Consider the following 16,192-nt stretch of genomic DNA (forward strand, 5'->3'; position numbering starts at 1 on the left):
TTTGCGGCGAGGCAGGGGGTCAGTTCTTAACGGCTGACTGTTGCTTCATCGAAGATGTTATTGCCCAATGGGGTCTGAACATAGCCCTCAACCGATTTTCCAACGGCCACGGCAAAGGGGGTCTCATACATGAACAACAGCGGCGATGCATCGGCATACAGCTCCTGCATCCGGGCGAACTTGGCTTTGCGGGCCTCTGGGTCCATCTCGTTCGCGGCTTCTTCGAACAGTTTGTTGAACTCGGCATTCTCCCATCCAGTGCCGACAGCCTTGGCAGTCGGGGTGTAGCCCAACCAACCGACAACCTGACTGGGGTCGTTCACGTCATTGACCCAACCATAGGTATGGATGTCGAACTCGCCCGAGCGGTTCTTGGCGCCGCGTGTGGCGCCGTCTACCTGCTCGACCACCAGTTCGATGCCCAGTTCCCCCCACATCTGTTGCAATGCGGCAAAGATTGTTGCGTCATCCGCCGATCCGGCCAGCGTGGTTAGCGTGACCTGCGTGCCCGGTTCCACCCCGGCTTCGGCTATCAGTGATTTGGCTTTTTCCAGATCATAGGAATAGAGCGGGCTTAGATCCGCGGCGTATTGCGTCGCCTTCGCCATCAGGGGTGAGCTCATCGGTTGCCCGGCCCCGTGCAGAACCACGCCGATCAGCGCATCCTTGTTGGTGCCATAGTTCAGCGCCTGCCGAACACGGGCATCCGCCAGCGGATTGGGCGAGCCATCGGCGCGGCTTTCGCGGGTGTTGATCGGCGAATAGATGATCCGCGTCGATGGGTAGAGCTGCATGTTGATGTTTGGATCGGACTCCAGCTCTGCCACGCGGCTGAACGGGATGAATTCGGCCGCATCGACCTCGCCCGCCTGCAGACGCAGGATGCGCGTGGCGTCATCGGGGACAATTTCGAAATGCACACTGTCCAGGTAGGGCAGGGGTTCGCCATCCGCGCCAATGCGCCAGTAGTTTTCGTTAGCGCAGAAATCCATCGAAGCGCCCTGTTCGAACCCGCACAGATAGAACGGGCCGGACCCGACGCCTGCGGCTGTGACGGCAAAAATGGCGGCGGATTTGTCCTGATCGGTCTCACCCACGGCGGCATCGAATGCTGCCTTGGATACGATGGCGGTGTTGAATGTGGCCAGCATTGACAGAATGGTCGGGTCCGGGTCGTTCAGCGTGATAGTGATGGCGTTGCCATCTGCCGAAACCGAGTTGATCGACCCCAACAAACCAGCCCACGGGCTCAGGTCAGGATTACGTGCCCGGTCCAGAGAGAACACGACGTCTTCGCCGGACAGGCGCGATCCGTCAGCGAACTGGACGCCGTCGCGCAAAGTCAAGGTAACGGTCTTGCCGTCCTCGGACACCGTATAGCTTTCGGCCAGACCCGGATCGACCGAGTTGCCATCGGCACTGCCGCGCAGCAGCGTGTCGAACAGGCTGCCCACCATCCAGATATCCGGGTTGCGATCCGCATAGATCGGGTCGATCAGCCGTGACCCGTCATAGCGGGCAAAATTCAGCGTCCCGCCGCGTTCCTGCGCGGCCACAGGCAATGCCAGGGTCGCAGCTACGGTCACTCCCAATACCGTTTTCAGTTTCATCCTCTTCTCCTCCCGCAACGTTTTTACGTTATGCGAGTGGAGAATAAGCGATTCTTAGTATTACTAAAGAGTTTTTTAGTAATAGCTGAAATTTTGTTACCGTACATTCAATTTTTAGGGCCCGCCTCACTGATCGGGGATGTCGTCACCCAAAGCTCGACCGCCTCTGTTTCCCCCAGTACAACTGAATAGTGGCGCACCGACGTATCGTGGTGAATGACGTCGCCTGGCGACATCACAAAAACCTTGTCACCCAGTTGATATTCAAGCTGCCCCGACAGGAGATAACAAAACGCCTCGCCCACGTGGCACATCTTTTCCGACACATGGCCCGGCGGGCGATGCACGATCTGCGGGTGGAACAAGGCCCCGGCAAAACCCGGCCCGAGCTTTTCATAAAATCGCCCACGTGTACCAAGAGAATAGGTCTGTCTGTTTTCTTTTGCGACATATTCCGAGAACACCCGGGGCACGCTGAGCAACTGTTCGACACTGGTTTGCAACGCCGCCGCAATCGCCATCAAAGAGGTCAGCGAAGGTGAACTGATCCCGCGTTCGACCTGAGACAGAAAGCCCGTGGTCAGATCCGCCGCCTTGGCCACCTGATCCAACGTCATGGTCATGGCCTTGCGCCGCCGCCGGATCGCCTGACCCAATTCGGTCGGCTGCCCTTTGGCTTTGGTTTTGGCGCGCATATTCGGGGCCTGCATGCGGCTTCTCCTGCTGTTCAATTGGTTTGTGCCCATTGAACAGAAGAATGACAGGAAGATCAAAATTTATTTTAGTCATGCTAAAAATCCGGCTTGCGACCTTGCGGCTACCATCTTGTTCTGGCCGTAAGTCAATGAGCCGGGAACTTAGAATGTCGGTGGTGTGCAAGCGCTGACAATGACGCATTTCTCTGGCCCCACTTGCCTGAACCTATGTGGCATCCGGCTATCAAAATAGTATGCGTCCCCAACGCCCAGAATTTTGCGACGCTCACCAACTGTGATTTCTACACGTCCTTCAATCACAATCCCGCCTTCTTCAGCTTCGTGCCCATAGAGCACCCGGCCAGTGTCTGCCCCAACCTGATAAGTTTCTTTTAGGATCATCATGGCCCGTCCAAACAGGTTTGTTCCCACTTGTTTCAGTGAAACCCCGCCCTTTCCGATCTCAGGCAGGTCTTCTGCTGCGTAAAAGATGGTTTTTTCGGCCTCTGGCTGGTATGCAAAAAACTCGGACAGGCTGACGGAAAGCCCGTCGAGTATCCGTCTCAGCGCCCCGACTGACGGATTCATTTTTCCGGATTCTATCAAAGAAATAGTTGAGTTAGGGACGCCCGTATTCCTGGCAAGCGCGCGTTGTGACATTCCGACCCGCTCGCGCAAAAACCTGAGACGGTATCCTAGCTCCATTTCCTCTTTAGAACTGTTAGTCATGTTGGTTATCCTGAACACTGACACTGTGCTAGTCGATATTACAATATCTTACCGCAAGAAAGAAACAGACTATTTGGCTGTCCTGAACTACTGTAGATTTCCGCAGTCAATAAATTCGGACTTCGAAATCCGACATACCGCGAAAGGAAACGTCGTGTTGAACGCAGAAATATCAAAACGCCGGGATGCCGCCATCTCACAAGGTGTTGGCATGCAAACACAGGTTTACGTCGAGCGCGCGAAAAATTCCGAAGTGTGGGATGTCGAGGGTAAACGCTACATCGATTTTGCCGCTGGCATCGCGGTTGTGAACACCGGGCATTGCCACCCCAAGGTAATGGAAGCGGTGCAGAAACAAGCCGCCAATTTCACGCATACCTGCCATCAGGTTCTGCCGTATGAGAATTACATCCGGTTGGCTGAACGCCTTAACGAAAAAGTACCCGGTGATTTCGAGAAGAAAACCGTGTTTGTCACAACAGGCGCCGAGGCTGTTGAAAACGCGATAAAAATCGCCCGTGCGGCTACAGGGCGCCCGGCGATTATCGCATTTGGCGGCGGTTTTCACGGCCGGACTTTCATGGGCATGTCTCTGACCGGCAAGGTTCAGCCGTACAAAAAGGGCTTTGGTGCGATGATGCCTGACGTGTATCACGTCCCATTCCCGGTCGAGTTGCATGGCGGCACTGTGTCTGAAACCATCGGTGCGCTCACCAAGCTGTTCAAAGCTGATCTGGATCCCGAGCGCGTCGCCGCAATCATCATTGAGCCCATTCAGGGTGAAGGTGGTTTTTATCCCGCCCCGGCAGAGCTGATGCGTGACTTGCGTGGCCTGTGTGACACGCATGGCATCGTGCTGATCGCTGATGAAGTGCAAACTGGTTTTGCCCGCACCGGAAACTTGTTTGCGATGGATGACTACGACGTCAGTGCTGACATCACCACGATGGCCAAAGGTCTCGCAGGCGGATTGCCCTTGGCGGCGGTCACAGGACGGAAAGACCTGATGGATGCCGCGCAACCGGGTGGCCTGGGGGGGACTTATGGTGGCAACCCATTGAGCATAGCAGCGGCGAATGCCGTGCTTGACGTGATCGAAGAAGAAGATCTTTGTTCTCGTGCTAACGAATTGGGATCGCGCCTGAAGCAACGTCTGGAAGCCATGCGAGAGAACACTCCGGAAATCGTCGATATCCGAGGCAAAGGCATGATGATTGCCGCTGAGTTTAACACCGCCGATGGCAGCGCTCCCAACCCGGAAATGGCCAATGCTGTCCGTGCCGAGGCCCTGTCGCGTGGTTTGGTTTTGTTAACCTGCGGCGTCTACGGCAACGTCATTCGTTTTCTTGCACCACTGACCGTGCAGGATGATATTTTTGCCGAGGCCATGGACATTCTTGAAGCGTCGCTTGCCGCCGTGAAGGGAGCATAACATGTTGGATACCCATATAACAAAGTTGGCTCTCAAGGATCCGAAGCTACTGGAAACCTGCGCCTATGTTGATGGCAAGTGGGTTGCCAGCGAGAACACGTTCCCCGTCTATAACCCCGCCAATGGCAATTTGATCGCCCGAGTTGCCGACATGAATGTTGCCGACACATCGGATGCCATCGATGCAGCCTATGCCGCCAAAAAGGCGTGGGCCGAGTGGACCGGTAAAGAGCGCGCCGCCGTACTGCGTAAGTGGTATGACCTGATGGTCGAGCACGCCGATGATCTGGCCACGATCCTAACTGCTGAAATGGGAAAACCCTGGCCCGAAGCGCGAGGTGAAATCCTGTATGGTGCATCGTTCATTGAATGGTTCGCCGAGGAAGCCAAACGGATTTACGGCGATGTCATTCCTGGACACCAACGGGACAAACGCATCGTTGTGTTGAAGCAGCCTGTGGGGGTCGTGGGGTCGATTACACCGTGGAACTTTCCGAATGCGATGATTGCACGCAAAGTTGCCCCCGCGCTGGCCGTGGGATGTACCTTTGTTGCGCGCCCGGCTGAGCTGACCCCATTGTCGGCACTGGCGATGGCTGTATTGGGTGAACGGGCCGGCATCCCTGCAGGCGTGTTCAATGTGATCCCGTCCTCTGACAGCTCGGGTGTCGGCAAGGAACTCTGCAGGAATGAGAAAGTCGCAAAGATCACCTTCACGGGATCAACGCGCGTCGGCAAAATCCTGATGAGTCAGTGCAGCGACACCATCAAAAAAATGTCGCTTGAACTTGGTGGGAACGCACCATTCATCGTATTTGACGATGCCGATATCGACGCTGCAGTTGAAGGCGCAATGATCGCCAAATACCGCAACAACGGTCAGACCTGTGTGTGTGCAAACCGCATTTACGTACAGGCAGGCGTGTATGATGCCTTTGCCGAGAAATTGAAGGCCAGGGTGTCTGGTCTGAGCATTGGCGATGGCTTTGGCGATGGGGTGACCACTGGCCCGCTTATCAACGAGGCAGCGATGGATAAGGTCGAAGATCACATCGCCGATGCCGTTAACAAGGGTGCCAGCGTTATCGAAGGCGGCGGACGCTCGGAATTGGGTGGCACATTCTTTAACCCAACTGTTCTGACCGGCGTGACACGTGACATGAAAGTGGCCCGTGAAGAGACCTTTGGCCCCGTTGCGCCGTTGTTCCGATTTGAAGACGAAAATGATGTCATTGCGATGGCCAATGATAGCGAGTTTGGTCTCGCATCGTACTTCTACAGCCGCGATCTGGCGCGAGTTTGGCGCGTGGCCGAGGCGTTGGAGAGTGGGATGGTGGGGGTCAATACAGGCCTGATTTCGACCGAAGTCGCACCATTCGGCGGTATTAAGCAATCCGGCCTAGGTCGCGAAGGCTCCAAATATGGCACCGAGGACTATCTGGAGGTTAAATATCTCTGCATCGGCGAAATCGGCTGATCGCCCTCCGACGCCTGGTCGGAACTGCTTCAGCGCGAAGCACTGCGTTATGACCTTATTCATGGGATATGAGCCTCTCGACCGATTGGTACATTTTCCATCGGGTAAGGTCATGCAGCGTGCCACCGGCACAAACTGTATTTTCGATCACCGCGCTCACACCGTCTGGTCAACCCAGTACCGTTACAAGGTGTTGACGGGCAGGATGCGCGACCTGCAATATCTCGAAAGACGTATCTACGATCCTACCGATGCCATCCATCCCTTGAAGACACTGATCGGGAAACACTGATGAGGCCGTTATGCAGCGTCTGCGTGTCGTTTCACCCGCTATTGCAACACGTCTGGGCGGGCCAAAGGACGCGCAAGGCCGAGAGTTCCTCGAAGAGTTCTATGACCGGATCGCGATGGATTTTGATGTATCAGGAAACCGACTCAAAAACGGTGTCAAAACAGGCGGGCACATGATCGACGGTACAAAATACGTCGATGCCTACGTTTCGTACAAGACGGCAACCGGGAAGAACCTCAGCCTGGGTTGGTCATCACGCGCAATTGAATAATTTGCACGCGTTACGATCCGATGGTGAAGGACACTTGGTTCAGAAGCATTTTCCAGAAGACAGGCGTTGATGAAACGCGGGTTTGGCTCGATTGTCGCCGCGATCGAGATACTGCGTGATACGGAATCGGCTGCAACACAAAAGCTGCGTTGCAGCGTCAGTCAAAGCGGTTACATCTAACTCAATGTGCCAACACTGCGTTCCGCACTCGTCTATTGATTGTGAGACGCGTCAGAGCTTCACATTTTCCTGCAGACGATCTACCACACGATCCGCCATGTCAGCGCAGCGCTTGCCGCCAAACGGGAAGATCGACTCGAAGCCGCCTTGGATCTGTTGCTCGATTGTGGAACGTAACCGGCGGCGGGCGCGAAACAGGCGTGTTTTCACGGTTATCGGATTAATCCGCAGCTCTCTGGCGATGGCAATCACACTCATCCCTTCCACCTCGCGCAGCAGGAATGGCAGGCGCATCCTGGGTGGTAGTTCGGCAACTGCGGATTCCAGTAGCCCACGTAGCTGCGCCCGACCAAGTGCGGATTCAGGAAGCTCGGCCATTTGGCCCGGAAACACGAGAACTCTGGGCAGGTGGGTTTCGTCCACGGTGTTGTATTCTTCGTCTGGACGCGCTCGCCTTCGTTGCATTTGCGATGCGTTGATGACAATCCGCGTGATCCAGGTGGAAAAACGCGCGCGCTCGCGAAAACTCTCCAGCTTGCTGAACGCGGAAAGATAGGCCTCTTGTAGCGCCTCCTCCGCCTCGGAATCGCTGTCGACGATACCTCGCGCGACACGGAACAGCCGGGGATTCAGACGGCGAATAAGTTCCCGAACGGCCAGTTCGCTTCCTCTCCGAGCGGCTGCAACAAGGTCCGCTTCGGATTTCGCTGCATCGGCTTGTGCTTCTTGCCTGAGGTTTGCTTTGACCTTCACAACCCGTCCTCCCGTCTGAGGGCACCTTCCGAGATGATCTTCTCTACCAATGGCAAGGCTGAGAGAACTTCCTCGGACACGTCGTCTTGATCCTCGGAGCTTCCTTCCCAAGCCGCATCGATGGCCCCCCCCACCACAATACGACCAACCATCGCTGTCATCTCATGCGGCAGGCAATAGTAATCATACACCCCAGGAACGGTTAGCGTGACTTCGAAATACTCGTCAGGAAGCAGAAAGTCGCTGTCCCAAGGTTCGGCTGCCGCGGGAATACGCCGTTTACGATCATAGATATCCGGGTGATAGGCGGTCGCCGTATGGCTGTTGCCGGGATCGCGATTGGTGAAACGAATGGTTGTGCCGGGAGCAACAAAAAGACCGAAGGGATCATACCAAACACGTTCTCCACGGGCACTGCCACGCATTTCAACTTCAGCAACCGTTTGAGCGATCGGGCGTCGTGAATCCGCGAGGGAGGCCATCACGCCACCCCCGAGCCATATGACATTGCGACGCGTCCAGATCATTCGGCGAGCCGCTCCTTTGCGCCTTCATCGTGAAACAGCACGACATGTGCGTGCGGTTTTTCTACGCCTGGGTGACCTGCATTGTAGTAGATATCGGTGGAACTGACAGAGTGCGATCCGATGCCGAGGCTGTCAAAGGATACACCGTTCTGCAGATCTTCAAGCGGTGTCATGTACACACTCGCTGATAGCTGACCGTCGCGGTCATAAGCCAGAAATGGGCCGGCAGGTAGTGTGGCCGGGTCTACGAAGAGTGTACCGAGGCCCGGAATGAACTCGGGCAAAGGCAATACATCGCTCACTTTCACATAGGGATCGCCTGCAGGCGCCTTCATGAGTGCCTTCTCATCATGAGCATTGGCGATTGTTGTAGCAGCGACGAAAAACCCCGCACCAAATATGAATTTGCGCAGCATGGTTATGTCCTTTTCAAAGGTTACATCCGGTGCGTTTTGATAAGCACCTATTTCTTGGATGCAGAGCGGTCCAAAAAGTTCCCGTGTTTCTTGTTTTTTGGACCGATAAGATGTGAAAGCTCAGCCTGAGTGTCGCCAGCGACATTTTTACATGCTGCAGAATGCGCAAAGGCCCGTTTTGAAGAACACTCTGAAGCGCGCAAAATCAGGAACAGGCACCATGGCCAATAGATGACGGTTGCGGCGTTTGTATCTGTGCTTGTCGTATCGCACCGGGTTGGTTCGAGCGTTGCAACCGGAGATGCATGCTAGCTTGATAAAATCAATGAGTGCTAAGCTAAATGCGTTAATGGTTGTTGCTATTAAACACCATAAAACGGATTATGCGCTTCATCTCACGCCTTCAAAAATGATTGGGGAAAAAGCTTTTGGCCGAACGCAACAAAGCTAACATCGCACGATCAGGGTTGAATGTATCAGAATGCAGGTGGAAATCTGTCCAGAACCCTTCCAGAAGTGCCGTGAATGTCAGGGCCGCGAGGTCGGACTCACCCTCGGGGTAGCCGCCTTCTTTGCTCAATTCGGCGCATAGGGATTTGAATTTTCGATGAGTCCCCTGATCCCCTTTGTCAATCAAGGCTCGAAAATTGTACGTCTTTGGCACCTCGGCGCGAAATGAAAACCAGATTGCGACGCATTGCGGATTCAAAACCGTTTCAGACAAATCGGCCTTGAACATAGCCCTGATCTTGTCGGCCGTACTCAGCTCAGGATGTTCAATCGCAGACTGCCAATTGCGCAGATAGTCCTGCATCAATTGTTCGGCCACTGCCCACAGCAGGCCTTCCATATTGTCAAAGTACTGATTGACCATTCCACGTGAGAGGCCCGAAATCTCCTGAATGCGGTCAATGGTCGTGGCCTTGAAACCGTATTTGTGAATCGCTTGTGCCCCTGCATCGAGCAGTTTTTGCCGATTCCGTTGCTTGTTTAAAGCGCGTGCACTGATTTCTTGCGTGGCTTCCATGGCGGCTTTCTTCCATCTGACCTTTGGAAAACACCTATACATTAACAGGTTATGGCGTGGTATGTAAAAAAGTTGAACAAACGTATTTTTTGTGAATATTGTTGCGAAAGTCTTACCCACTCAGACAGGAGGCGTCATGTCGCTCACCGATCCAAGGTATTCCGTACTGTTTGAACCGGTCAAAATCGGACCTGTGACAGCTCCAAACCGGTTCTATCAGGTGCCTCACTGCAACGGCATGGCGCACGCCCGCCCCAAGTCGCTGGCGGCAATGCGCGGAGTGAAAGCCGAAGGGGGATGGGGCGTCGTATCCACCGAAGAGGTCGAGATTCACCCAAGCGCCGACCTCAACCCCGTGATCGAGGGGCGATTGTGGAGCGACGACGACATTCCCTATCACGCCAAAACGGTTGAGGCGATCCACGAACATGGGTCACTGGCGGCTATTCAGTTGGCCTATAATGGCATGGCGGCGGCAAACCTGTTCACGCGCATTCCGCCGATGGGTCCGTCCAACATGTCGGTCGTTTGGGATTTCGGCGATCCGGTACAGGCCCGGGCCATGGATAAGGACGATATCCGTAATCTGCGTCAGTGGTACCGTGATGCGGCACGGCGTGCCCAGATTGCTGGGTATGACATCGTGTATATGTATGCAGGCCACAACATGGTCACGCCGATGCATTTCCTGTCCCGACGCTACAACGACCGGTCAGACGAATATGGCGGCAGTGTTGAAAATCGCGCGCGTCTGATTGGGGAGCTGCTAGAAGACATCAAGGAAGAGGTCGGCCAGACTTGCGGCATCGCCTTCCGCTTTGCGGTGGATGAGATGCGCGGCCCTGAGGGCATCACTTGGGAGGAAGAAGGTCGTGCCGTGGTCGAAATGTACGCTGAACTGCCCGATCTTTGGGACGTGAATGTCGCGGATTGGAGCAACGACAGCCAGACCGCTCGCTTTGCCCCGCAGGAAGGGTATCAGACCAAATACACCAAAGAGGTCAAGAAACTGACCACCAAACCCGTGGTGGGTGTGGGCCGCTTTACTTCGGCTGATGGCATGGTGAGCCAGCTGAAAAACGGCTATCTGGATATGATTGGCGCGGCGCGTCCGTCTATTGCCGATCCGTTCCTGCCCAACAAGATCCGTGACAATCGGATTGAGGAAATCCGCGAATGCATCGGCTGCAATATCTGCGTGTCCGGTGACAATATGTCGGTGCCGATCCGTTGTACGCAGAACCCCACCATGGGTGAGGAATGGCGGCGTGGCTGGCATCCTGAGAAAATCGAAAAGGCGGAAAACCCCGACCCTGTTCTGGTCGTGGGCTCCGGCCCGGCGGGGATGGAGGCAGCACTTCAGCTCTCAAACCGCGGTCATCCTGTGACCCTCGCCGAGGCCGGCACTGAACTGGGCGGGCGCGTAGCACGCGAAAGCCGTCTGCCGGGATTGGCCAGCTATATCCGGGTGCGCGATTACCGTGAGCATTACTTGCTAACACGCCCTGATGTGGACATCTATTTTGACAGCAAGCTCAGCGGGGATGACATCCTGGAGTTCGGGTTCGAACACGTGATCGTGGCAACCGGATCGAAATGGAAACGCACCGGTCAGGGTCGTGACAACCGCAACGTCATTAAGGGTCTGGACAAAATCAAAGTGGTCACGCCGGATGACATCATGGATGGGGTCGAGGTTACTGGCCGCGTCGTCGTCTATGATCTGGACTACTACTATATGGCCAGCACATTAGCGGAAAAACTGCGCGCGGCAGGGCATGAAGTGGCCTATGTCAGCGATGCCAGCACCGCCGCCAGTTGGACGGCGATGACACTGGAACAGGAACGTGTGCAGGCCAGTCTAGTCGAAAACGGCGTGAGTCTGCATCTGAACAGCGTGATCACTGAGGCCGCCGTCGACGGGGTTGCATTGGAAAATATCTATTCCGAAGAAGAGGAGAAACTCGCTTGCGATACTTTGCTTCTGGTGACAGAACGCGCGCCGCTGGATGGGATCTACCTCGACCTCAAAGCTCGACCGGACGAGTTGAAGGAGGCAGGGATCAAGACGCTGGAGCTGATCGGGGATGCCTATGCCCCCGGCACCATCGCGGCGTCGGTCTATTCCGGGCACAAGGCAGCCCGCCTGTTCCCCAACTGCCAAGATGACCCGGATATGTTCAAATGGGAAAGGCCCGCTGTAGTATGACGCTTGCCGACTGGGTGGAACAAAACCCGCAGATCGAAAACCTGATCCTGTGCGCGCCCGATGTGAATGGCATCATGCGTGGTAAGGCTGTGCCCGCAGCGCAGGCCGTCAAACTGGAAGAAGGCAGCGCGCGCATGGCGCTGTCTACCGCGACGGTCGATATCTGGGACGACGAAATCCCCGATTGCAGCCAGGTACAGGAAACCGGTGATTGCGATGTAGTGATGCGTCCCACCGGGCGACTGCCGATGCCATCGGTTTTGAACAGCCACAACGCCTTTGTCGCGATGGATTTCTGGATGGAGGATGGCAGCCCCATGCAGACCAGTTGCCGCCACGCTCTGATCGCCCTGCTTGAGCGTTTCAAGGCCCGTGGCTGGCGCCCGGTTGTTGCCTTGGAGTTTGAATTCTACCTTTATGATGGGCGTGATGGTCGGTTGAGCCATCCTTTGTCGCCCCGGACCGGGCAGCAACTAAAGGGTCGCGAGACCGCGCAGGTTAATGACCTTGAACATTTTGCGGATTGGCTGGCGGATATACGAGCCAATTGCACGGCGGCAACCACAAGGCCCGCCGGATCGAGCACCGCCTCGCTGGTGCGGACGCCAACCCATATCTGGTGACATTGGCGATTTTAGCAGCGGCGCTGGACGGGATGGACCAAAAACTGGAGCCACCATCGCCCGTCAAAGGGTCATGTTACGATCAGGGCTATCCCAATGTAGTGGCCAATCTTCAGGACGCTTTGCGTCTGTTTGAGACCAGTGATTGGATCACAACAATCCTGCCGCTACTGTTTCGTGAAGCCTTCATCAACTGCAAACGGCAAGAGCTCAGCGTGTTTCAAAACCAGATAACGGATCTGGAAATCGAGACATACAGAGACCGGATCTGAACGGATTCAGAATGCCAAACATTTGCCCGGGCAAATGAGTCTATTCAGAAACGATGATTTTTATCTGCCTCAGGTCAGGTACGAAGACAAAGCACCAAAGGAATCTGGTATTCCAAAGAAAGGAACGAAATGTCGAAGCTTCGCAAAATGGATACAAACAGCGAACTGACTCCAGTTGAATTCGTTGATCCAGCAACCGTCATCGAAGGTACCGCCATTGAAAAAGGTGTCGGATATATGGGCGACGACGGCGAAGCTCTGACCGTTGGGATCTGGGAAACCACCGCCTATGCTGAGGTGTTTTCTGGCGAAGGCTACCCGGAAGATGAATACTGTCATGTAGTGGCGGGTACGTTGACGATGACAGATGACAAAGGGGATGTCGAAACATTTGAAGCCGGCGAAAATTTTGTTGTTCGCAGGGGCTGGTGCGGTGAATTCCGCGTCACCGATGGCTTTAAGAAAATCTATGTAATGGCGGCCGCGTAAAGGCCACTAAGGGAGGAAACAAATGAAAAAACTAATGACAACGGCGGTTCTGGGTGTAGCACTTGCAACGCCTCTGGCTGCAGAAGAACTGAAAGTGTTCAACTGGGCGGAATATATCGGCCCAGAGACAATCGCAAATTTTGAGGCCGAAACCGGAATTGATGTCACCTATGACACGTATGATTCCATCGAAACGCTGGAAACACGCATTCTGGCGGGTGGTTCGGGCTTTGACGTGGTTTTCGCCGCAGGCCCAACAGCACAACGTTTTATCGGTGCAGGCCTGATCGCGCCGTTGGATAAAGCAGCCCTTGCCAATCACGGCAATCTGAACCCCGCTGTAATTGAACGTATTCAGGGATTCGATCCCGGTGCCGAGCATTTGGCTCCGTACATGTGGGGCACGATTGGATTAGGCTTTAACCCGGCCAAGGTCGAAGAAGTTCTGCCCGGTGCGGACATGTCTGATCTGGCGATGATCTTTGATCCGGCAAATGCTGAAAAGCTGGCACAATGTGGCCTCGCGATGATCGACTCTCCGAACGAAGTTCTGGGCCTGATCCTGAACTATCTGGGTGAAGATCCGCAAACGGCTGACAAGGCGGTCATGAAAAAGGCCGAGGACGTGTTGACTGCGATCCGGCCCCATATTCGCTATTTCGACAGCATCAAGCCGATCGACGATCTGGCAACCGGAGAAACCTGCGTGTCGCTGATTTACAGTGGTGATGCTGGGATTGCCTCTTATGCCGCCAGCGAAGCGGACAACGGTGTCGAGGTCTTCTACTCGATTCCGAAACAAGGCAGCCTTGTCTGGGTTGATTCAATGATCACCCTGGCAGACGCGGAAAATAAAGACGCCGCCGCCAAGTTCATTGACTACATGCTGCGCCCGGAGGTTGCAGCGGAAGCAACCAACTTCCTGTACTATGCCAATGCGAATGCAGCCGCGAACGATCTGGTTGATGCCGAGATCACAGGAGATCCAAACATCTATCCGACCCCGGAAGTGATGGAGCGCCTTTATCCTGAGGTAGCATTGGGGAACAAGGCACAGCGCCTGCGCACCCGCACCTGGACCCGGATCAAGACCGGTCAATAATCAAAAAAATATAGCGGCACGGGAAATCCCCGTGCCGTTTGACTATTAGGGAGAATGTGATGACCGTCGGCAATCAATCCGAATTTATCCGCATTGAAAACATCGTCAAAAAATTCGGTGAGGTTACCGCCGTTAACAATGTGTCGCTCAATATCAGTCAGGGCGAAGTCTTTTGCCTGCTCGGGGGATCGGGCAGCGGTAAGTCGACCCTGTTGCGCATGCTGGCTGGGTTTGATGATCCGACCGAAGGGCGCGTGATCATTGATGGGGATGATATTTCCGGCAAGCCGCCGGAAAGATTGCCGGTCAACATGATGTTCCAGTCTTATGCCTTGTTCCCGCATATGACAGTTGAAAAGAACATCGGCTATGGCTTGCGTCGCGATGGCATTTCCAAGGCTGAAACCAAGCAGCGCGTTGATGAGATTATGGAGATGGTCAAACTCTCCCCGTTTGCGACGCGTAAACCAAGCCAATTATCCGGCGGTCAAAGACAGCGTGTGGCGCTCGCCCGCTGTATCGTCAAACGCCCCAAGGTTCTGATGCTGGATGAACCGCTGGGCGCATTGGACAAGAAGCTGCGCGAGGAAACCCAGCAAGAACTGTTGAAAATCCAACGGGATCTGGGCCTGACATTCATCGTCGTGACCCACGACCAGGAAGAAGCCATGACCATGGCCGACCGTATCGGCATCATGGATATGGGCCAGATCGTTCAGGTTGGTCCGCCACGTGAGCTGTATGAGAACCCTAACAGCATGTTCATCGCCGATTTCGTCGGATCTTTGAACAAATTCAAAGGTGTCATCAAAGGCCAAGACGGCGACGATACCATCGTTGGCCTGTCAGAAAACATCACTGTCAAAGTTGATACCGGATTTGAACATAATGACGGCGACAAGGTTATGCTGACCAATCGCCCTGAGAAGCTTGAGATTTTCTCAGCGGATTCAGCTGAGCAGCCCACCACAAAGAACGTGCTGGACGGGACTGTCAAATTCGTCAGCTATATGGGTGAGCAAACCAATTATGCGGTGGAATTAGGCGATGATGTCGTCGTTCGCATTGCTGAACAAAACCATCACATGTCCACCAAGGCGTCGATTTCGATGGGTGATAAGGTGAAAGTTGCCTGGCCCGCACGCTCCACTCATCTGTTTTCGGCTTAAGGGGGCGCGTCATGTCAGCTGTGTTGCACCAGATTCAGGGCAGGATGGGCAAACTCTTTGTCCTGCTGCCCCCGTATCTTTGGATGATCCTGTTCTTCTTGCTACCCTTTGGCTTTGTGCTGAAGATCAGCTTCTCCGAAGCCATTATCGCCAGCCCACCGTTTGCCCCACTGTTCGAATTTGACCCGGACGAAGGCATTCTGAACGGCATCTTCAGGATCTTTAATTATCAGTACATTTTTGAAGATAGCCTGTATCTGAACGCATATCTCGGCTCGGCCAAAATTGCGACTGTGTCGACGATCATCTGTCTTATCATCGGCTATCCCTTTGCCTTGGCAATTGCGCGGTCACCCAAATCCAAGCAGGGTTTTTTGCTCATGGCCCTGATGCTGCCATTCTGGACCAGCCTTTTGATCCGCGTATACGCCTGGATCGGAATCCTGCGTCAGGACGGGGTGCTCAACAACATCCTGCTTTGGGTGGGGGTCATTGATGAGCCGCTGATCCTGTTGCAGACAACCTTTGCTACCTATGTCGGTGTGGTTTACGCCTATCTGCCATTCATGGTGCTGCCGCTTTACGCAACGCTGGAAAAACAGGACCTGACTCTACTCGAAGCTTCGCGCGATCTGGGCGCCTCCCCGATCCGCAGCTTCTTTGATATCACTTTGCCATTGTCCATTCCCGGCGTCATCTCTGGCTGTATGCTGGTGTTCATTCCGGTCATCGGTGAATTTGTGATCCCAACCCTGCTCAGCGGTGAAAGCACCCTGATGATTGGCCGGGTTCTGTGGACCGAATTCTTCAACAACCGCGACTGGCCGGTGGCAAGTGCGGTGGCGATCATCATGCTGCTGGTGCTGATCATTCCGATCATCATCTTCCAGAACCAACAAGCCAAGCAGGAGGGATAAGC

Annotated in this window: 18 protein-coding genes; 11 read left to right on the forward strand and 7 right to left on the reverse strand. The window is 54.6% G+C overall.

The window, feature by feature from the left end; translation table 11 throughout:
- Positions 1 to 26 precede the first annotated feature (26 nt).
- From HW561_RS16505 to HW561_RS16515, 3 genes are all read right to left on the reverse strand, one after another.
- Complete coding sequence (locus HW561_RS16505) at positions 27 to 1,610, reverse strand: ABC transporter substrate-binding protein (protein ID WP_176866469.1); 1,584 nt, start codon at positions 1,608 to 1,610, stop codon at positions 27 to 29.
- Between the two features lie 107 nt (positions 1,611 to 1,717).
- On the reverse strand, positions 1,718 to 2,320 hold the full coding sequence (locus HW561_RS16510) for a helix-turn-helix domain-containing protein (RefSeq protein WP_176866470.1): 603 nt from the start codon (positions 2,318 to 2,320) through the stop codon (positions 1,718 to 1,720).
- A gap of 147 nt (positions 2,321 to 2,467) precedes the next feature.
- Positions 2,468 to 3,034 (reverse strand): cupin domain-containing protein, encoded by a 567-nt coding sequence (locus HW561_RS16515; RefSeq protein WP_176866471.1) that lies wholly within the window; start codon positions 3,032 to 3,034, stop codon positions 2,468 to 2,470.
- Positions 3,035 to 3,188: 154 nt separating this feature from the next.
- Here HW561_RS16515 and HW561_RS16520 point away from each other — a divergent pair, with 154 nt between their 5' ends.
- The 4 genes from HW561_RS16520 (at position 3,189) to HW561_RS16535 (ending at position 6,506) form a co-directional block, all read left to right on the forward strand.
- A complete protein-coding gene (locus tag HW561_RS16520; RefSeq protein ID WP_176866472.1) occupies positions 3,189 to 4,466 on the forward strand; it encodes a 4-aminobutyrate--2-oxoglutarate transaminase in 1,278 nt (425 codons plus the stop codon).
- Position 4,467: 1 nt separating this feature from the next.
- The gene (locus tag HW561_RS16525) at positions 4,468 to 5,943 is read left to right on the forward strand and encodes an NAD-dependent succinate-semialdehyde dehydrogenase (RefSeq protein WP_176866473.1); all 1,476 of its coding nucleotides are present in this window, start codon (positions 4,468 to 4,470) and stop codon (positions 5,941 to 5,943) included.
- Between the two features lie 61 nt (positions 5,944 to 6,004).
- Positions 6,005 to 6,235: a hypothetical protein gene (locus tag HW561_RS16530; protein WP_176866474.1), complete on the forward strand. Its 231-nt coding sequence runs from the start codon at positions 6,005 to 6,007 to the stop codon at positions 6,233 to 6,235.
- Between the two features lie 10 nt (positions 6,236 to 6,245).
- Entirely contained in the window at positions 6,246 to 6,506 is a 261-nt protein-coding gene (locus HW561_RS16535) for a hypothetical protein (protein WP_176866475.1), read from the forward strand.
- A 231-nt stretch (positions 6,507 to 6,737) separates the two neighbouring features.
- Here HW561_RS16535 and HW561_RS16540 read toward each other — a convergent pair whose 3' ends face one another.
- From HW561_RS16540 to HW561_RS16555, 4 genes are all read right to left on the reverse strand, one after another.
- The gene (locus HW561_RS16540; protein WP_176866476.1) at positions 6,738 to 7,439 is read right to left on the reverse strand and encodes an RNA polymerase sigma factor; all 702 of its coding nucleotides are present in this window, start codon (positions 7,437 to 7,439) and stop codon (positions 6,738 to 6,740) included.
- On the reverse strand, positions 7,436 to 7,966 hold the full coding sequence (locus HW561_RS16545; RefSeq protein WP_176866477.1) for a cupredoxin domain-containing protein: 531 nt from the start codon (positions 7,964 to 7,966) through the stop codon (positions 7,436 to 7,438). The genes HW561_RS16540 and HW561_RS16545 overlap by 4 nt, the downstream gene beginning before the upstream one ends.
- Positions 7,963 to 8,382 (reverse strand): hypothetical protein, encoded by a 420-nt coding sequence (locus tag HW561_RS16550; protein WP_176866478.1) that lies wholly within the window; start codon positions 8,380 to 8,382, stop codon positions 7,963 to 7,965. Before HW561_RS16550 ends, HW561_RS16545 begins: the two co-directional genes overlap by 4 nt.
- Positions 8,383 to 8,785: 403 nt before the next feature.
- Positions 8,786 to 9,409, reverse strand: a complete 624-nt coding sequence (locus HW561_RS16555) for a TetR/AcrR family transcriptional regulator (protein ID WP_176866479.1) — start codon at positions 9,407 to 9,409, stop codon at positions 8,786 to 8,788.
- Between the two features lie 136 nt (positions 9,410 to 9,545).
- Between HW561_RS16555 and HW561_RS16560 the strand changes: the two genes are divergently transcribed.
- The 7 genes from HW561_RS16560 (at position 9,546) to HW561_RS16590 (ending at position 16,190) form a co-directional block, all read left to right on the forward strand.
- A complete protein-coding gene (locus HW561_RS16560) occupies positions 9,546 to 11,618 on the forward strand; it encodes an oxidoreductase (protein ID WP_176866480.1) in 2,073 nt (690 codons plus the stop codon).
- Positions 11,615 to 12,241 carry a type I glutamate--ammonia ligase gene (locus tag HW561_RS16565; protein WP_176866481.1) on the forward strand — a complete coding sequence of 209 codons (627 nt, stop codon included), beginning with the start codon at positions 11,615 to 11,617 and terminating at the stop codon, positions 12,239 to 12,241. The genes HW561_RS16560 and HW561_RS16565 overlap by 4 nt, the downstream gene beginning before the upstream one ends.
- Positions 12,166 to 12,513 carry a type I glutamate--ammonia ligase gene (locus HW561_RS16570; protein WP_176866482.1) on the forward strand — a complete coding sequence of 116 codons (348 nt, stop codon included), beginning with the start codon at positions 12,166 to 12,168 and terminating at the stop codon, positions 12,511 to 12,513. Before HW561_RS16565 ends, HW561_RS16570 begins: the two co-directional genes overlap by 76 nt.
- A 129-nt stretch (positions 12,514 to 12,642) precedes the next feature.
- Positions 12,643 to 13,002 (forward strand): cupin domain-containing protein, encoded by a 360-nt coding sequence (locus HW561_RS16575; RefSeq protein ID WP_176866483.1) that lies wholly within the window; start codon positions 12,643 to 12,645, stop codon positions 13,000 to 13,002.
- A gap of 22 nt (positions 13,003 to 13,024) precedes the next feature.
- Positions 13,025 to 14,104 carry an extracellular solute-binding protein gene (locus HW561_RS16580; RefSeq protein ID WP_176866484.1) on the forward strand — a complete coding sequence of 360 codons (1,080 nt, stop codon included), beginning with the start codon at positions 13,025 to 13,027 and terminating at the stop codon, positions 14,102 to 14,104.
- Between the two features lie 59 nt (positions 14,105 to 14,163).
- Positions 14,164 to 15,273, forward strand: coding sequence for an ABC transporter ATP-binding protein (locus HW561_RS16585; RefSeq protein WP_176866485.1), 1,110 nt, complete (start codon positions 14,164 to 14,166; stop codon positions 15,271 to 15,273).
- Between the two features lie 11 nt (positions 15,274 to 15,284).
- Positions 15,285 to 16,190, forward strand: coding sequence for an ABC transporter permease subunit (locus HW561_RS16590; RefSeq protein WP_176866486.1), 906 nt, complete (start codon positions 15,285 to 15,287; stop codon positions 16,188 to 16,190).
- Positions 16,191 to 16,192: the final 2 nt, after the last annotated feature.

The organism is Ruegeria haliotis, assembly GCF_013377785.1.
Classification (GTDB): Bacteria; Pseudomonadota; Alphaproteobacteria; order Rhodobacterales; family Rhodobacteraceae; genus Ruegeria; species Ruegeria haliotis.

What these genes read in the sequence shown, in the direction of transcription:
- HW561_RS16505 (WP_176866469.1), bottom strand. Translation starts at nt 1,610, where the DNA reads ATGAAACTGAAAACGGTATTGGGAGTGACCGTAGCTGCGACCCTGGCA.
- HW561_RS16510 (WP_176866470.1), bottom strand. Translation starts at nt 2,320, where the DNA reads ATGCAGGCCCCGAATATGCGCGCCAAAACCAAAGCCAAAGGGCAGCCG.
- HW561_RS16515 (WP_176866471.1), bottom strand. Translation starts at nt 3,034, where the DNA reads ATGACTAACAGTTCTAAAGAGGAAATGGAGCTAGGATACCGTCTCAGG.
- HW561_RS16525 (WP_176866473.1), top strand. Translation starts at nt 4,468, where the DNA reads ATGTTGGATACCCATATAACAAAGTTGGCTCTCAAGGATCCGAAGCTA.
- HW561_RS16530 (WP_176866474.1), top strand. Translation starts at nt 6,005, where the DNA reads ATGGGATATGAGCCTCTCGACCGATTGGTACATTTTCCATCGGGTAAG.
- HW561_RS16535 (WP_176866475.1), top strand. Translation starts at nt 6,246, where the DNA reads ATGCAGCGTCTGCGTGTCGTTTCACCCGCTATTGCAACACGTCTGGGC.
- HW561_RS16545 (WP_176866477.1), bottom strand. Translation starts at nt 7,966, where the DNA reads ATGATCTGGACGCGTCGCAATGTCATATGGCTCGGGGGTGGCGTGATG.
- HW561_RS16550 (WP_176866478.1), bottom strand. Translation starts at nt 8,382, where the DNA reads ATGCTGCGCAAATTCATATTTGGTGCGGGGTTTTTCGTCGCTGCTACA.
- HW561_RS16555 (WP_176866479.1), bottom strand. Translation starts at nt 9,409, where the DNA reads ATGGAAGCCACGCAAGAAATCAGTGCACGCGCTTTAAACAAGCAACGG.
- HW561_RS16560 (WP_176866480.1), top strand. Translation starts at nt 9,546, where the DNA reads ATGTCGCTCACCGATCCAAGGTATTCCGTACTGTTTGAACCGGTCAAA.
- HW561_RS16565 (WP_176866481.1), top strand. Translation starts at nt 11,615, where the DNA reads ATGACGCTTGCCGACTGGGTGGAACAAAACCCGCAGATCGAAAACCTG.
- HW561_RS16575 (WP_176866483.1), top strand. Translation starts at nt 12,643, where the DNA reads ATGTCGAAGCTTCGCAAAATGGATACAAACAGCGAACTGACTCCAGTT.
- HW561_RS16580 (WP_176866484.1), top strand. Translation starts at nt 13,025, where the DNA reads ATGAAAAAACTAATGACAACGGCGGTTCTGGGTGTAGCACTTGCAACG.
- HW561_RS16585 (WP_176866485.1), top strand. Translation starts at nt 14,164, where the DNA reads ATGACCGTCGGCAATCAATCCGAATTTATCCGCATTGAAAACATCGTC.
- HW561_RS16590 (WP_176866486.1), top strand. Translation starts at nt 15,285, where the DNA reads ATGTCAGCTGTGTTGCACCAGATTCAGGGCAGGATGGGCAAACTCTTT.